This window comes from Aliiroseovarius crassostreae (genome assembly GCF_025137635.1).
Taxonomy (GTDB): Bacteria; Pseudomonadota; Alphaproteobacteria; order Rhodobacterales; family Rhodobacteraceae; genus Aliiroseovarius; species Aliiroseovarius crassostreae.
In genome coordinates this window covers 2,356,411-2,370,343 of the sequence record NZ_CP080772.1, presented here as the reverse complement: position 1 = coordinate 2,370,343, position 13,933 = coordinate 2,356,411, and the positions used below count along the sequence as shown (strand labels likewise).

General features: G+C 60.8%; 12 protein-coding genes. 4 read left to right on the top strand and 8 right to left on the bottom strand.

Going from position 1 to position 13,933, the window contains the following annotated elements; all coding sequences use genetic code 11:
* Positions 1–58: 58 nt before the first annotated feature.
* Complete coding sequence (locus K3J57_RS11320) at positions 59–706, bottom strand: hypothetical protein (protein ID WP_259795962.1); 648 nt, start codon at positions 704–706, stop codon at positions 59–61.
* A gap of 145 nt (positions 707–851) precedes the next feature.
* Here K3J57_RS11320 and K3J57_RS11315 point away from each other — a divergent pair, with 145 nt between their 5' ends.
* Positions 852–2,174: a hypothetical protein gene (locus K3J57_RS11315; protein WP_259791859.1), complete on the top strand. Its 1,323-nt coding sequence runs from the start codon at positions 852–854 to the stop codon at positions 2,172–2,174.
* Between the two features lie 3 nt (positions 2,175–2,177).
* Here the strand turns inward: K3J57_RS11315 and rimO are convergent, their stop codons facing one another.
* The 4 genes from rimO to K3J57_RS11295 all read right to left on the bottom strand — a co-directional run bounded on the left by rimO (position 2,178) and on the right by K3J57_RS11295 (position 6,016).
* Positions 2,178–3,596, bottom strand: coding sequence for a 30S ribosomal protein S12 methylthiotransferase RimO (gene rimO / locus K3J57_RS11310; RefSeq protein ID WP_259795960.1), 1,419 nt, complete (start codon positions 3,594–3,596; stop codon positions 2,178–2,180).
* 233 nt (positions 3,597–3,829) lie between these two features.
* Entirely contained in the window at positions 3,830–4,213 is a 384-nt protein-coding gene (locus K3J57_RS11305) for a VOC family protein (protein ID WP_259795959.1), read from the bottom strand.
* Positions 4,214–4,392: 179 nt separating this feature from the next.
* The gene (locus K3J57_RS11300) at positions 4,393–4,998 is read right to left on the bottom strand and encodes a GcrA family cell cycle regulator (RefSeq protein ID WP_259795956.1); all 606 of its coding nucleotides are present in this window, start codon (positions 4,996–4,998) and stop codon (positions 4,393–4,395) included.
* Between the two features lie 100 nt (positions 4,999–5,098).
* The gene (locus K3J57_RS11295; protein ID WP_259795953.1) at positions 5,099–6,016 is read right to left on the bottom strand and encodes a DMT family transporter; all 918 of its coding nucleotides are present in this window, start codon (positions 6,014–6,016) and stop codon (positions 5,099–5,101) included.
* A 291-nt stretch (positions 6,017–6,307) separates the two neighbouring features.
* On the opposite strand from K3J57_RS11295, the gene K3J57_RS11290 reads away from it, so the two are divergent.
* The 3 genes from K3J57_RS11290 to K3J57_RS11280 all read left to right on the top strand — a co-directional run bounded on the left by K3J57_RS11290 (position 6,308) and on the right by K3J57_RS11280 (position 8,822).
* Positions 6,308–7,492, top strand: a complete 1,185-nt coding sequence (locus tag K3J57_RS11290; protein WP_259795951.1) for an aspartate aminotransferase family protein — start codon at positions 6,308–6,310, stop codon at positions 7,490–7,492.
* On the top strand, positions 7,489–8,415 hold the full coding sequence (gene argF / locus K3J57_RS11285; protein ID WP_259784637.1) for an ornithine carbamoyltransferase: 927 nt from the start codon (positions 7,489–7,491) through the stop codon (positions 8,413–8,415). The genes K3J57_RS11290 and argF overlap by 4 nt, the downstream gene beginning before the upstream one ends.
* A 158-nt stretch (positions 8,416–8,573) precedes the next feature.
* Positions 8,574–8,822, top strand: coding sequence for a hypothetical protein (locus K3J57_RS11280; protein ID WP_259773090.1), 249 nt, complete (start codon positions 8,574–8,576; stop codon positions 8,820–8,822).
* A 93-nt stretch (positions 8,823–8,915) separates the two neighbouring features.
* On the opposite strand, the gene K3J57_RS11275 is transcribed toward K3J57_RS11280, so the two are convergent.
* From K3J57_RS11275 to hrpB, 3 genes are all read right to left on the bottom strand, one after another.
* The gene (locus K3J57_RS11275) at positions 8,916–10,397 is read right to left on the bottom strand and encodes an inorganic phosphate transporter (RefSeq protein ID WP_259778127.1); all 1,482 of its coding nucleotides are present in this window, start codon (positions 10,395–10,397) and stop codon (positions 8,916–8,918) included.
* A gap of 207 nt (positions 10,398–10,604) precedes the next feature.
* Positions 10,605–11,063, bottom strand: coding sequence for an NUDIX hydrolase (locus K3J57_RS11270; RefSeq protein WP_259795946.1), 459 nt, complete (start codon positions 11,061–11,063; stop codon positions 10,605–10,607).
* A gap of 305 nt (positions 11,064–11,368) precedes the next feature.
* Positions 11,369–13,819, bottom strand: a complete 2,451-nt coding sequence (gene hrpB / locus K3J57_RS11265; RefSeq protein WP_259795943.1) for an ATP-dependent helicase HrpB — start codon at positions 13,817–13,819, stop codon at positions 11,369–11,371.
* Positions 13,820–13,933 lie beyond the last annotated feature (114 nt).

Sequence of the window (13,933 nt, the reverse complement as noted above, 5' to 3'; positions counted from 1 at the left end):
TCCGAAACGCCCACGACATTGATATCTCTTGCAGCGTGTCGGGGCATGTCGACCCTGTTCATCCCCCTGTCGTCCCCCCGTCATTCAGGTGGGCAAACGGGCGATGACTGCCTTTGGATCGGCTCAGCAGGTCCATCGACAGGCGCAACCACTGCCAGCATTTATCCGCGACCGCCTCGGTTTCGGGCTGGCGCCCGATGCTGGCAATCACCCGGCCCAGATCCACGAAATGCTCCATCCGCAGAGTGCGTGTTTCCAGCTGCCCGCGCAGGGTGCTCAGCACCTGACGGGCCTCCTGATCCATGGTCTGCGGCAGGCGGGTGTTTTCGATTTCCGCGGTGATGCTGTTTAACAGGCTGAGCAGCCGGTGATGCTGATCTTCCGGCAGGTGCCGGGGTTTGACCGGGTCATGGCGGGCAAATTTCAGGCGCAGCGCCACTAGGGTGTGATCAATCTCATCCCGCAGATGGTTCAGGTTTCCCGCGTCTTTCAACAGCGGGATTTCGGGGCGGGTCAGATGGGACAAAAGCTGAATACCCAGCGCGTCCGCGGCCGCCAGCACCTTGTTCACATAGGCCAGCTGCGCCCGCAAAGGATCGCGGCCCTTCTGGTGCACATCTTCATCCAACGCCTGCCGGAACCCCTGTTCCATCCGCAAAAACGCCGTGTCATCATCCCCTGTCGGGTCAGGATAAGGAGGTTCCATCTTGCCTCTCGCTTACCAACCCTCGCGGGGGTCAGCGTAGAAGGTGACGGGAGATGAGGCAAGGGGGATCTGCTTGGGGTTGAGGTTGGGTTGAAAAATTGAACCATTTCTGGTTGAGTGATCGGGATTTAAGAAGGCACAGATCATGACACTTCCTGAGTTTCTTTCACAGGGTGAACCCGCGCGTTTGTTTCCTGTACTGTCCACGACTTCCAAAGAAGGGCGCGCCACATCGGTTTTTCTGGCAACTCTTTCCAGCACAAGAGAGTTTAGTGCCAGCCTTTTGCAATCTCTCGGCCAGCGTTATGGGGTGCGATCACATCTGGAGGCCTTTACGGAGGTGGTGTTCTCCAACGGGGTCAAAGCGCGACAGGATCGCCCCGATGGATTGATTGTCCTGCGAACCGGAACACGTGAATGGCGTGCACTGATCGAAGCGAAAATTGGCAATGCTCAGCTTACGGCCGAACAGGTGGACCGCTACAGAAACATCGCCAAAGATCATGGCTGTGACTGCGTTATTACGATTTCCAATCAATTTGCCACAACACCGGCCAGCCACCCCTTGGAAGAGGTGCGAAAAAGCCGTTCAAAAATACCTGTTTACCACTGGTCCTGGATGTTCATCCTGACCACTGCGGATCTTCTTCTGAGCAATCAGGAAGTTGCAGATGATGACCAGGCATTCATTCTTTCGGAATTCCATCGCTTTCTGACCCATGAAAGTACGGGGGTTAGAGGGTTTGACCGAATGCCGCCGGAGTGGACCGAGCTTAATAAACTGGTGTCTGCCGGGGGGCAAATACTGGCAAAATCTGTCGAAGCGCGTGCCGTTCTTGAGGCGTGGCACCAGGAAACCAAAGACCTTTCGATGATACTCAGCCGTCAAACAGATGCGGTCGTTTTGCAACGCTTGTCGCGCAAGCATAAAAATGATCCTGCGTTGCGCCAGAAAGATGAATTGTTGCAGCTCAGAGAGCAAAAGCGTCTGTCGGTTACTCTGGATATTCCCGATGCTGCCGCTCCGCTGGATGTTGTTGTTGATCTTACACGGCGCAGCGTCGATGTTGGAATGAACCTGCGGGCCCCTGAGGACAAGGTTTCAACGAAAGCACGTCTCAACTGGCTGATGAGGCAAATCAGGTCTGAGGCAACCGAAGAACTGTATATTCGGTTGCAATGGCCGGGCCGTAGCGAGAATACTCAGTTTTCGTTCAAGGATCTGCTGGAATGTCCGGGAATATGTGAAGAGGGAAAACAGGGTAAAAGTCCGGTTGGTTTTTCGATCTTCTATTCCCGTCGATTGGGGGCACGGTTTACGCAGCAAGTGAATTTCGTTGCGGACCTTGAGAAGCTGGTTCCCGAGTTCTATCGTGAGATTGGTCAGAATCTGATGGCGTGGCGGCGTCCGGCGCCAAAGATAAAACCAACCGAGGATGATCTGGAAGACCTGGAGGAGGGACGTTGAGATTTACCGCAACACCCCCCAAAGATCATACTCTCCAGCCTCATCCACCTCGACCGAAACAATCTCACCGACCTGCAACCCTTCGGTGCCCTCGTCGATGAACAGGTTCCCGTCGATCTCTGGCGCATCCGCCTTGGTGCGGCAGGTGGCGATGCCGTCTTCGTCGATGTCATCAACGATCACATCCATCACCTGACCCACTTTTGCGGTCAGTTTCGCCTCGGAAATCGCCTGTGCTTTCTCCATGAACCGCTCCCACCGGTCCTGTTTGACCTCGGCAGGCACGTGATCGGGCAGGTCGTTTGACCGCGCCCCGTCAACATTTTCATATTGAAAGCAGCCAACCCGATCCAGTTGCGCGTCGTCCATCCAATCCAGAAGGGTCTGGAACTCGGCCTCGGTTTCGCCGGGATAGCCCACGATGAAGGTCGAGCGCAGGGTGATGTCCGGGCAAATGCCGCGCCATTCGGCAATCCGGTCCAGCGTGCGTTCTGCGGCCGCCGGGCGCGCCATGCGTTTCAGCGTGTCAGGGTGGGCGTGCTGGAACGGAATATCGAGATAGGGCAGGATCAGGCCCTTTGAATCCTCATAGGCCGCCATCAGCGGGATCAGCTCACGCACATGGGGGTAGGGATAGATGTAATGCATCCGCACCCACAGGTCTTTGCCCACGCCCAGCGCCCCAAGGTCGCGCGCCAGATCGGTGATATGCGCCCGATGCCCGCGTTCCTCTGCGTGTTTGATATCCACCCCATAGGCGGATGTGTCCTGCGAAATGACCAGCAGTTCCTTGACGCCTGCCTCCACCAGCTTTTCCGCCTCGCGCACCACCGCATGGGCCGGGCGCGACACCAGGCGCCCCCGCATGTCGGGGATGATGCAGAATTTGCAATGGTGATTGCAGCCCTCGGAAATCTTCAGATAGCTGTAATGGCGCGGGGTCAGCTTCACGCCCGACGCTGGCAGCAGATCCACAAACGGGTCCGGCGCGGGCGGCACCGCCCCATGCACCGCGTCCAGAACCTGCTCATATTGATGCGGGCCGGTCACGGCCAACACGCTGGGATGGGTGCCGCGGATGTAATCCTCTTCCGCCCCCAGACAGCCGGTGACGATGACACGCCCGTTTTCCTTCAGCGCCTCCCCGATCGCCTCAAGGCTTTCGGCCTTGGCTGAATCAAGAAACCCGCAGGTGTTCACGATCACCGCATCCGCCCCGGTGTAATCCGGGCTGATCGCATAGCCCTCAGCGCGCAATCGCGTCAGGATCCGTTCGCTATCCACCAGCGCCTTGGGACAGCCCAGGCTGACCATGCCGATTTTTGGCTGGCCAGGCCGATCAGAGTGGCGCACGGGGTCGGTGATGCGGGCCTTGGGGGCAAGGTCCGGGCGAAGATTGGGAGGGTTGATCGCATCAGTCATGGCGCGCGGTATACCCCGCTATGCCTGCCCTGACCAGCCTTCCAGAACATAAGTTGCAAGGGGGGAGAACGCCAATCCGATCGGCCCACCCTCCTTATATGATGCGCGACGTTTCGACATCACGCTGTTTCAACGCATTATGAAAACGCTTCAGCACAACAGTGTCGACCCCCACAACAAGATAACTCCGCGCCGCCGACACCGAAATCGGTTGCGCAGTGATTTCTGAGATATCATTTCGGCTTCGGCACATGTTGATCCAGCATGATCGTGTTGCCATCCGGATCGGTAATCAGCAGATGATCCGGGCCGTCCGCATCAGGCGCGGCCGGACGGGTGGGGGTGATCCCCGCCTCCTGCAACATGGCCTGAATTTTACGAATATCATCAAACTCTTCCGCAGTGACACCGGGGGCCGACCAGCCCGGATTGAACGTCATCATGTTCTTTTCAAACATGCCATGGAAAAGCCCGATCACCGTGCCGCCACTTTCCAAAATGACCCAGTTCTGATCCATGTCACCACCAATCTGGCGAAACCCAAGCGCCTGGTAAAAGGCCAGGGATGCGGCGATGTCCTTCACCGCGAGGCTCAGGGAAAAGGTGCCAAGCTGCATAACACACCTCCTTCGTGTCAGGCTCCCCCATCCTATCACAAATTCCCCGCCGCCGTCTTTTTCTTGCCGGAAATACCTCGGGGGGCCGAAGGCGGGGGCAGAGCCCCCTCAGGGCTTGCCACAAAAAAAGGCGCGGGATATGCCCACGCCCTTTCCAGATACAGTTGAAACCAGAGCTCTTATCGTTTGCGATCGCGACGCGAGGACATCGGCTGGAACGCCACCCCCACATGGGCCTCGCAATAAGGTTTGCCCTGCTGAACAGGCAGCCCGCAGAACCAGAATTCTTCGGTGGCCGGGTCACCGATGGGCCATTTGCAGGTCTTCTCGGTCAGTTCCATCAGGCTCAGCTTCTTGGCGCCCTTCTCGACCTCGTTCACCTTGGCCAGCGCCTCGGGGCTGACCTCATTGGCCGAGGGTTGGGGCGGAAGGGGCTGACCTGCGGGAATGATCGCCTTGCGGGCGGGCAGGGCCGGTTTTTCCGCGGCGGGCGCTGCTGCAGGTGCTTCTGCTTCAGTCGTCGCTTCTTTCTTGGCGGCGGGTTTGGGCTTCGGGGCCGCCTTCGCTTTGCTTGCGGCGGGTTTTGCCGCCGGTTTTTCCTTGGCAGCCGGTTTGGTGGCCGCCTTGGCACCACCGCTGGTGCGGTTCGACAGGCCCAGACGGTGTACTTTGCCAATCACCGCGTTGCGGGTCACGCCGCCCAGTTCCTTGGCGATCACCGAGGCCGATTGCCCCTCACCCCACATCTTTTTCAGAATTTCAACGCGTTCGTCGGTCCAGGACATGCAGTTTCCCGTCTTTCGGTCTGTTTGGGCAGATATACCCGGTGAATTCACGAAGGCTTATATTAGCCACAAGCGCGCCGGATACAAGACGTCACACGAATCAATTTCTGCGCCGTGGCGCACGGGCCTCGCGTCCGGCAAGGATCACCCCTCCGGCAATGATAATCCCTGCCCCGAGGAGGGATGTGGCGGCGGGGATCACGGAAAATCCGATGAAGTCGTAAAGACCCGCAAAGATCAGCGTGGCATATTGGAACGGGGCGACGAAACTCGCATCTGCCCGTTTCATGCCCTGGATAAAGGCGGCCTGCGCCGTGGCCATCATGAGCCCCAGCGCGGCCAGCGCCAGCCATTGCGCGCCATTGGGCCACTGAAACGTCCCGCTGGCCCAGATCCAAAGCACCGCGCCGCTTGCAATGGTGCAGCCGATTGCATTGTTGAACCACAGGATCTGAAGCGGGCTTTCCCGTCCGGTCAGCCGCTTGATCAGGGTGATTTCAAACCCCATCGCAAAAGCGGCGGCAAGTGCCAGCAGCACCGCCGGGTGAAATCCGCTGCCACCGGGTTGCACCAGGATTAGCGCCCCGGTCAGGGCAATCGCCGCCGCCCCCCAGCGCCATATCCCCACCCGCTCGCCCAGCAAGGGCACCGCCAGCATCATGGCAATGATCGGGTTCAGGAACGAAATCGCCGTGGCGTCCGCCAGAGGAATGAAGGTCACCGCCGCAAACATCAGCGAAATTCCCAGCCAGCCCGCGGCAGAACGCGCCACATGCAGTTGCCAATGCACCTGGTGAAAGCCCGGACGCAGCGCCAGCACGGCCCCGGAAATGGCAAGGAAGGCAAACAGAAACCGTCCATGGCTGATCTGCAACGGATGGAGCGGCGCGCCCAGATGATCCTGCCCCACCAGCTTGGCCAGCAGGGTTGTGCCCGCAATCAGGGCCGAGGCGACAAGGATGAAGGCAGCCGCAGCTACCGGGCTCTCGGGGGGCTGCGGGGTTTGGCGCGTTTCCATGACCTCTCGCTTACCCTGTGTGCCAGTTGCAGAAAAGCAGAAGTTGAAAAGGCTGGACAGATCGCCGGTCAATCGCTACATCGCCCCCATGATCACGCGGACCCATCCCCTCTGCGGCGCTGCCGCCATCCGACGCCGACGCTTTTGCGTCTGACGTCCGGTTTCGCATGATCGCGCGCCAGTTCGGCGCATTCCACCAACCCCCTCCTCCTAAAAACCCATTGTAATTGTTGACTTGAAGCCCGCCTTTCGGCACGAAAGGGGCTTCGATAGACCACGAAGGATATCACCATGATCCCGTCGCTTCTGCCGACCTATAACCGTGTTCCCCTCGCGTTTGAGCGTGGCCAGGGAAGCTGGCTCGTGACCGAGGGCGGGGTGCGATATCTTGATCTGGCGTCCGGCATCGCGGTGACCGCGCTGGGCCATGCCCATCCCGCATTGGTTGAGGTGATCACGGAGCAGGCCGCCAAGCTGTGGCATGTGTCGAACCTCTACCAGATCCCGGGTCAGCAGGCGCTGGCAGATGCGCTGGTGGACAAGACCTTTGCCGACACCGCGTTTTTCACCAACTCGGGCACCGAGGCCTGCGAGTTGGCGGTCAAGATGGCGCGCAAATACTGGCATGACAAAGGCCAGCCGGAACGGGTTGAGATCATCGGTTTCGAAGGCTCGTTCCATGGCCGTTCCTCGGCGGGGATTGCCGCGGCAGGTGGTGAGAAACTGACCAAAGGGTTCGGACCTTTACTGCCGGGCTTCAAGCATCTTGCCTTTGGGGATCTGGACGGTCTGACCGATGCGCTGTCACATGACACTGTGGCGGCGGTGATCATCGAGCCGGTTCAGGGAGAGGGCGGTATTCGCCCGGTGCCGGATGCCGAACTGAAGGCGATCCGCGCGGCTTGTGATGACGCTGGTGTGCTGCTCATCTTTGATGAGGTGCAATGTGGTGTTGGCCGCACCGGCAAGCTCTTTGCACATGAATGGGCAGGCGTAGCCCCGGACATCATGATGGTCGCCAAAGGCATCGGCGGGGGCTTTCCGCTGGGCGCGGTTCTGGCCACGCAAGAGGCCGCCTCGGGCATGGTGGCGGGCACCCATGGGTCGACCTATGGCGGCAACCCGCTGGCCTGTGCGGTGGGCAACAAAGTGCTCGAGATCATCTCGGATGAGACCTTCCTGGATGAGGTGAACCGCAAGGCGGGGCTGCTCAGGCAGAAACTGGAAGGGCTGGTGGCCAATCATCCCGACGTGTTTGAAGAGGTGCGGGGATCGGGCCTGATGTTGGGGCTGAAATGCAAGCCCGCCAACACCGATGTGCTGTCCGCCTGTTATGACGCGCATCTGCTGGTGGTGCCGGCCGGCGACAATGTGCTGCGCCTGCTGCCGGCGCTGACGATTGAAGACGACGATATTGATGCCGCGCTCTCGCGGCTGGATCAGGCCGCCACTGCGGTAGAAGGGCAAGCCCAATGAAACATTTCCTTGATATCCACAAAACCGATGTTGCCGATCTGAAGGCGATGCTGACCCAGGCCCATGACATGAAACAGGCGCGCAAGGGACAGCCCAAGGCAACGCCGGATGCGGATCAGCCGCTGAAGGATCACATGGTTGCGCTGATTTTTGAAAAACCGTCTACCCGCACTCGGGTGAGCTTTGACGTTGGTGTGCGCCAGCTGGGTGGGCAGACCATGGTTCTGTCGGGATCCGAGATGCAGCTGGGCCATGGTGAAACCGTGGCCGACACGGCGCGCGTCCTGTCGCGCTATGTCGATATGATCATGATCCGCACCTTTGAAGAGGCCACCCTGCTGGAGATGGCCGAACATGCCGATGTGCCGGTGATCAACGGGCTGACCAACCGCTCGCATCCCTGCCAGATCATGGCCGACATCCTGACCTATGAAGAGCATCGCGGCTCCATCGCGGGCAAGAAAGTGGTCTGGGCGGGCGACGGCAACAATGTCTGCGCGTCGTTCATCCATGCGGCTGGACAGTTCGGGTTTGACCTGACTTTTACCGGGCCGGACGTGCTGGATCCCGAACAGGTTTTTGTTGCTGACGCCCGCGCCAAAGGGGCCAGGATCGAGATCGAGCGCGATCCGATGAAGGCCGTGGAAGGGGCTGACCTGGTGGTTGCGGATACCTGGGTCAGCATGCATGACGCCCCCTCTGCGCGGGAGCGGCGCCACAACCTGCTGCGCCCCTATCAGGTGAATGACGAATTGATGAAAGCGGCCAATGATGACGCGCTGTTCATGCATTGCCTGCCTGCTCACCGCGAGGAAGAGGTCACCAATTCGGTCATGGACGGGCCGCAATCGGTGATTTTTGACGAAGCGGAAAACCGGCTTCACGCGCAAAAGGCTGTCATGCGCTGGTGCCTCGGCAAATAAGCGCATTCAGCTTACGTCACGTCAATACCTCAGGAAGGGCGGATCCTCGACAGGATTCGCCCATATTTTTGCCTAATTTCCCGTTAAAATAGAGGGAGTAGCCAGTGAATGTGTATCGAGAAACCTTGATTTTCTGCCGATCAACACACTGAGATAAAATGAATTTTGAACATTTGACACATTTTTCGCAAACCCTCGCCAACCCGCATGTCGGGGCATTATTGGTTGGTGGTCTGTGGTCTTACTGGTTTGGCGCAACCTACTCTCGTTTCTGGGTGATGCGACGTCTTCACCTCGCGGGTCTGGTTGTGCTGATTTTGCTGACCTTCTACCTGATTGGCGTGCTGCTGCTCAGGGGGGGTGGCTATCTGACAGACACGCTGACCCAACTGCCGGTTGGCGGATGAGGATGCGCTGATCCCAAACCGCGTAATAAAAAAGCCGCGCTGAGAGGCGCGGCTTTTCCTGTTTCGATCTGTGCTTTCCTTGCCGAAGGGCGATTAGCCAACCATGGCGTTCAGGATGTAAAAAATCACCCCGGACATGAGCGCAGCTGCGGGCACGGTGATCACCCAGGCCGCCACAATGGTCATGAAATGGGACCGGCGCACCAGCTTGCGGCGGCGGCGCTCTTCTGCGGGCAGGCGCCGGGCTTCCGGGCGCTTCGATGCCTGACCACGCAGGCGGCGCTCCATATGCCATTCGCGGTAGAACCCCACGCCGAACACGCCGCCCACGGCGATATGGGTCGAGCTGACCGGCAGGCCGAGCCAGCTGGCGACAATCACGGTGATGGCTGCGGACAGGGCCACACAATAGGCGCGCATCGGGTTCAGCTTGGTAATCTGGCTGCCGACCATGCGGATCAGCTTGGGGCCAAACAGGACCAGGCCAAACGAGATCCCGAAGGCGCCGATCACCATCACCCAGACCGGGATCGGCACTTTCGAGGCAAAATCGCCCACGCTTTCGGCATGTACGATGGCAGCCAGCGGGCCAACCGCATTGGCCACGTCATTGGCCCCATGGGCAAAAGACAGCATCGCGGCCGAGAAGATCAGCGGCAGGCCAAACAGCGTTTTCAGCGATTTGGTGCGGTTCTCAAGCCCTTCTGCCTGTCTGGCAATCAGGGGTGCCGAAATCGCATAGGCCGTGCCCCCCACGAAAGCGCCAATCATCAGCGCAGTGACAAGGTCGATCTTGATGATCCGCTTGAACCCTTTGATGGCAAGATAGGCGCCAAAGGCGGCGGCCATGATGCCGATCAGCACCGGCACCCAGCGTTTGGCCGCTGCAATCTTGTCGTCCTGATAGATGATCTTGGCCTTGATAAAGGCCAGGAACAGGGCTGCGATCGCACCGCCCAGAACCGGTGAGATTACCCAGCTGGCGGCAATCTTGCCCATCGTCGGCCAGCTTACCGCGGCAAAGCCTGCCGCCGCGATGCCCGCCCCCATCACACCACCAACAACCGAGTGCGTGGTGGAAACCGGTGCGCCCACCCAGGTGGCAAGGTTCACCCAAAGGGCCGAAGAAATCAGCGCCGCCATCATGGCCCAGACAAAAACACGCACATCTGAAAACCCGGACGGATCAATGATGCCCTTGGAGATGGTCGACACAACATCGCCCCCCGCCAGCATGGCCCCCGCACTTTCGAAAAGGGCAGCAATCACGATTGCGCCCCCCATGGTCAGCGCATTGGCCCCCACGGCGGGACCCATGTTGTTGGCCACGTCATTGGCACCGATATTGATCGCCATGTAAGCGCCAAAGGCGGCGGCTGTTACCACCACAAGCGAGGTCGGGGTGCCGCCGAAAAACACGGCTGCACCAATGGCGGCCACGACGATAAAGACCAGCGCAACCCCCATGCCCACCAGCGGGCGCGAGATATATTGCGCGGCATATTCAAACTGGCTGATTTTGTTCAGGTCTTTGTCCAGCGTGTTCCACTGGTTGCCCTTCGGTGCGTCCGACATGGCTCCGGTCCCCTTGTCTTGGCCTGATGCCCGTTGACCGGCAGAGGTGTGACAGTGTCACAAAACGGTCATCCAAGCGTTACATTCAGGGGCTGCGCTAGCGCGTCAGCGCCTCAATTGCAACAGGGAATGGGGCTGGTCGGTCCGGTGGGACGCAGTGTTGCAGAACTGGCGACAGAAGCCGAAATGATAGCGCCTGAAAATTGGTCAGAAATTGCGCAGGAGCCGTTTCAGACCCGGCTCATCCACCATTTTCGCCGCCTTTTCCGGGGCCACCCATTTTCGGGTGCGCTCATGGGATTCGGGAAACTCGTCGGCCAGTTTTTTGACCTTCAGCGGAAACACCGTTGCCTCGCAGCGGGTGACAAGCCCGTTATCAAGCGCCTTCTCATAAGAAAATGCACCCACCGGCATGTGTCCCAGCTTGGCTTCCTTGACGCCGGCCTCTTCCCAGGCCTCCTGCGCGGCCGCATCCGGGGCGGCTTTCCCCTCCATCGGCCAGCCTTTTGGCAAAATCCAGCGCCCGGTGCCACGCGACGTCACCAGAAGGATCTCTTTCTCTTCCCCCTTGCCGCGATAGCACAGCGCAGCCACCTGCGGATAAGACGGGCGGCGAAACAGGGGAGCGACATATTCCTCCCAGGCGTATTTCAGGATTTGAGGCATGGATCGGGCTGTTCTGGGCCTGTGGCGTGTTCTTCACGTGTTATTTTGCTGCGTATCGGGCGGATATAAGGGGGCTGTGGATAGAATTCAAGCACTGAACTCTTGGCGCGAAGCAACAGAGGCGTGGCCGGGACCATACGGGGGGTGGCAGCCTCGTGCCTTGGTGAGGGGCGTTGCCCCTCGCCCCCCTCTTCGAGTGCGGTCTCACCCCAGGATATTTTTGACCAGAAAATGAGGCGGGGTGTTCCTGTCCGCACCGGTGTGTTTCGCGCTGCGGTTTTTTCGTGCGCGGTTTGGCGCGGGGTTTATTTTGTGCGCGGTTTGGCGCGCAACGTCGGATCGGCCTGGGTCGGGTCTTCGGGCCAGGGATGTTTCGGGTAGCGCCCACGCATGTCCTTACGCACATCGGCGTAGGAACTGGCCCAGAAGCCGGGGATATCAAGCGTGGTCTGCACCGGTTTGTGTCCGGGTGACAGCAGGGTGACGCGCAGCGGGGTGCGGCCCACCCTGGGGTGGCGGGTCACGCCAAAAAGCTCTTGCAGGCGGATCTGGATTTCCGGGTGGTCGCCGGCATAGTCAATCGGAACCTTCCGCCCCAGCGGTGTTTCGAAATGGGCGGGGGCGAGCCGGTCCAGCATCTGCATCTGTGGCCAGTCGAGCCGCGCGCGCAGGGCCTCAAGCGCGTCGAATTTTTTCCAGTCGGTGGCGGTTTTCACCCCGGAAAGATGCGGTAGCAACCAGGTTTCGAGGCTTTCCATCAGCGCGTTTTCCCGCATGTCCGGCAGCTCTGCCCCCTCATCGCGCAAGAGCTCAACCCGCGCCACGAAACGTTTTGCGGCATCTGACAGGCGCAGGCCCAGGTCGCGCACCCCGTCCAGCATGGCGCGGGCGATCTCCTCGTTCGGGGCGTCTTTCCAGATCCGGTCGTCCAGCACCACGGCCCCGAGCCGTTCCCGGCGTCGCGCCACGACGCGGCCGTCACGTCTGGACCATTCACAGTCATCATGCCAGCGGATGTTGTCCGCGAACAGCTCGCGCAGTTCGCTTTCACTGATCTGGATGGCCTGTCGGATTTTTGCCTCGCGCGGATTGCCGTCGGTATCGGTCACGACGATCAGCCTGGCATTTGCCAGGGGGGTGGCCGGGTCCATGATGCAGCCCTTGCCGCCGGACAGGACAAAACGGGGGGTGTCCCCCGGGCGGCGCAGGCCGATGCGGTCGGGATAGGCGAGGGCCGTCTGTTGGGCCTCAGTCAGGTCCGGCCCCTCGGGCACCATGCGCGCCACCCGCCTGGCCTCGGCCCGGATACGCTCAACCGCGCCCCGATTGGCCTGCAGCCCCCGGCGCCGGGCAAACCCGTTGGGGTCGCGGATCGCCTCAAGTCGGAGCGCAAGATCGGGATCCGCCCCGCGGGGCAGCGGATCCCGTTCCCCCCAAAGGGCGGCGAGCGGTGCCGCGGACGCGCCGGCAACCACCATCATATGCCCGAGGCGCGGATGCATCGGCAGGCGCGCAAGCTGGCGACCGTGATCGGTGATCCGCCCGCCTGCATCCAACGCCCCCAGATCACGGAGCAACTGCTGGGCTTCGCGCAGGACCCCGGCATTTGGCGGGGTCAGGAAGGCCAGCCCAGACCCGTCGGCAGCCCCCCACATCGCAAGCTCCAACGCCAGCGGCGCAAGGTCGGCAGTTTCGATTTCAGCGGGTGGGAACGGCGGCAGTCCGCCTTCTTCGCCGCGTGTCCACAACCGGTAGCAAACCCCCTCTGCCACCCGGCCGGCGCGCCCCTGCCTCTGGGTGGCTTCGGCCTTGGAGACACGTTCGGTCACCAGACGTGACATGCCAGACCCCGGATCAAATCGCGCCCGGCGCGCCAGCCCCGCATCGACCACCACGCGGATGTCCTGAATGGTCAGTGAGGTTTCGGCAATGGCGGTTGCCAGCACGATCTTGCGTCCCGCGCCTGCGGGTTGAATGGCCGCGCGCTGGGCCGAAAACTCCATGGCGCCAAAAAGGGTGTGGAGGTGGCAATCCTGCGGCAGGCGCCCCCTCAGGGCGGCTTCACAGCGCCGGATTTCCCCCTCGCCGGGCAGGAACACCAACACGCCGCCCGCTGTTTCGTCAAGGGCCCGCAATACGAGATCAGCCGTTGCCTCCGGGAGACGCACGCCCTTGGCAAGGGGGCGGTCGAGATGCCGGGTTTCGACCGGAAACGCGCGCCCGTGCGAGCGGATGATCGGCGCGTCTTCCAGCAGCCGCGCCACCGGTTCGGCGTCCAGCGTCGCGGACATGACCACAAGTTTCAGGTTGTCTCGCAGCGCGCCCATGGCCTCCCATGTCAGGGCCAGCCCGAGATCCGCCACCAGGGAACGTTCGTGGAACTCGTCGAAGATCACGGCGCCGACCCCCTCAAGGGACGGGTCGGATTGCAACATCCGGGTCAGGATCCCCTCGGTCACCACCTCGATACGCGTGGCCTTTGACGTTTTCACTTCACCGCGAATGCGATAGCCCACGGTTTGCCCGACAGGCTCCCCAAGGGTTTGTGCCATGCGCTCGGCCGCGGTGCGCGCCGCAAGCCTGCGCGGCTCCAGCATGATCAGTCGCCCGTCAAAAGCGCCCGCCGCCAGCATCTTCAGGGGCACCACGGTGGTTTTACCCGCCCCCGGTGGGGCCATCAACACCGCGCGCCCGGTGTCATGAAGGGCCGTGAGAAGATCGGGCAGGGCGTCGTGAATGGGCAGTTGATCCGTCATGCCCCCTTATCCCCAAGCTGGGGCAGCCCGTCCAGTCACCACTTTTTTCTTGTTTCAAATATCTCGGGGTGAGCGAGCTTGCCTCGCGAGGGGCAGCGCCCCTGATCTGCCCCG

Excerpts from the sequence above, each read along its gene's own strand:
- K3J57_RS11320 (WP_259795962.1), bottom strand. The coding sequence starts at position 706 with ATGGAACCTCCTTATCCTGACCCGACAGGGGATGATGACACGGCGTTT.
- K3J57_RS11315 (WP_259791859.1), top strand. The coding sequence starts at position 852 with ATGACACTTCCTGAGTTTCTTTCACAGGGTGAACCCGCGCGTTTGTTT.
- rimO (WP_259795960.1), bottom strand. The coding sequence starts at position 3,596 with ATGACTGATGCGATCAACCCTCCCAATCTTCGCCCGGACCTTGCCCCC.
- K3J57_RS11305 (WP_259795959.1), bottom strand. The coding sequence starts at position 4,213 with ATGCAGCTTGGCACCTTTTCCCTGAGCCTCGCGGTGAAGGACATCGCC.
- K3J57_RS11300 (WP_259795956.1), bottom strand. The coding sequence starts at position 4,998 with ATGTCCTGGACCGACGAACGCGTTGAAATTCTGAAAAAGATGTGGGGT.
- K3J57_RS11295 (WP_259795953.1), bottom strand. The coding sequence starts at position 6,016 with ATGGAAACGCGCCAAACCCCGCAGCCCCCCGAGAGCCCGGTAGCTGCG.
- K3J57_RS11290 (WP_259795951.1), top strand. The coding sequence starts at position 6,308 with ATGATCCCGTCGCTTCTGCCGACCTATAACCGTGTTCCCCTCGCGTTT.
- argF (WP_259784637.1), top strand. The coding sequence starts at position 7,489 with ATGAAACATTTCCTTGATATCCACAAAACCGATGTTGCCGATCTGAAG.
- K3J57_RS11280 (WP_259773090.1), top strand. The coding sequence starts at position 8,574 with ATGAATTTTGAACATTTGACACATTTTTCGCAAACCCTCGCCAACCCG.
- K3J57_RS11275 (WP_259778127.1), bottom strand. The coding sequence starts at position 10,397 with ATGTCGGACGCACCGAAGGGCAACCAGTGGAACACGCTGGACAAAGAC.
- K3J57_RS11270 (WP_259795946.1), bottom strand. The coding sequence starts at position 11,063 with ATGCCTCAAATCCTGAAATACGCCTGGGAGGAATATGTCGCTCCCCTG.
- hrpB (WP_259795943.1), bottom strand. The coding sequence starts at position 13,819 with ATGACGGATCAACTGCCCATTCACGACGCCCTGCCCGATCTTCTCACG.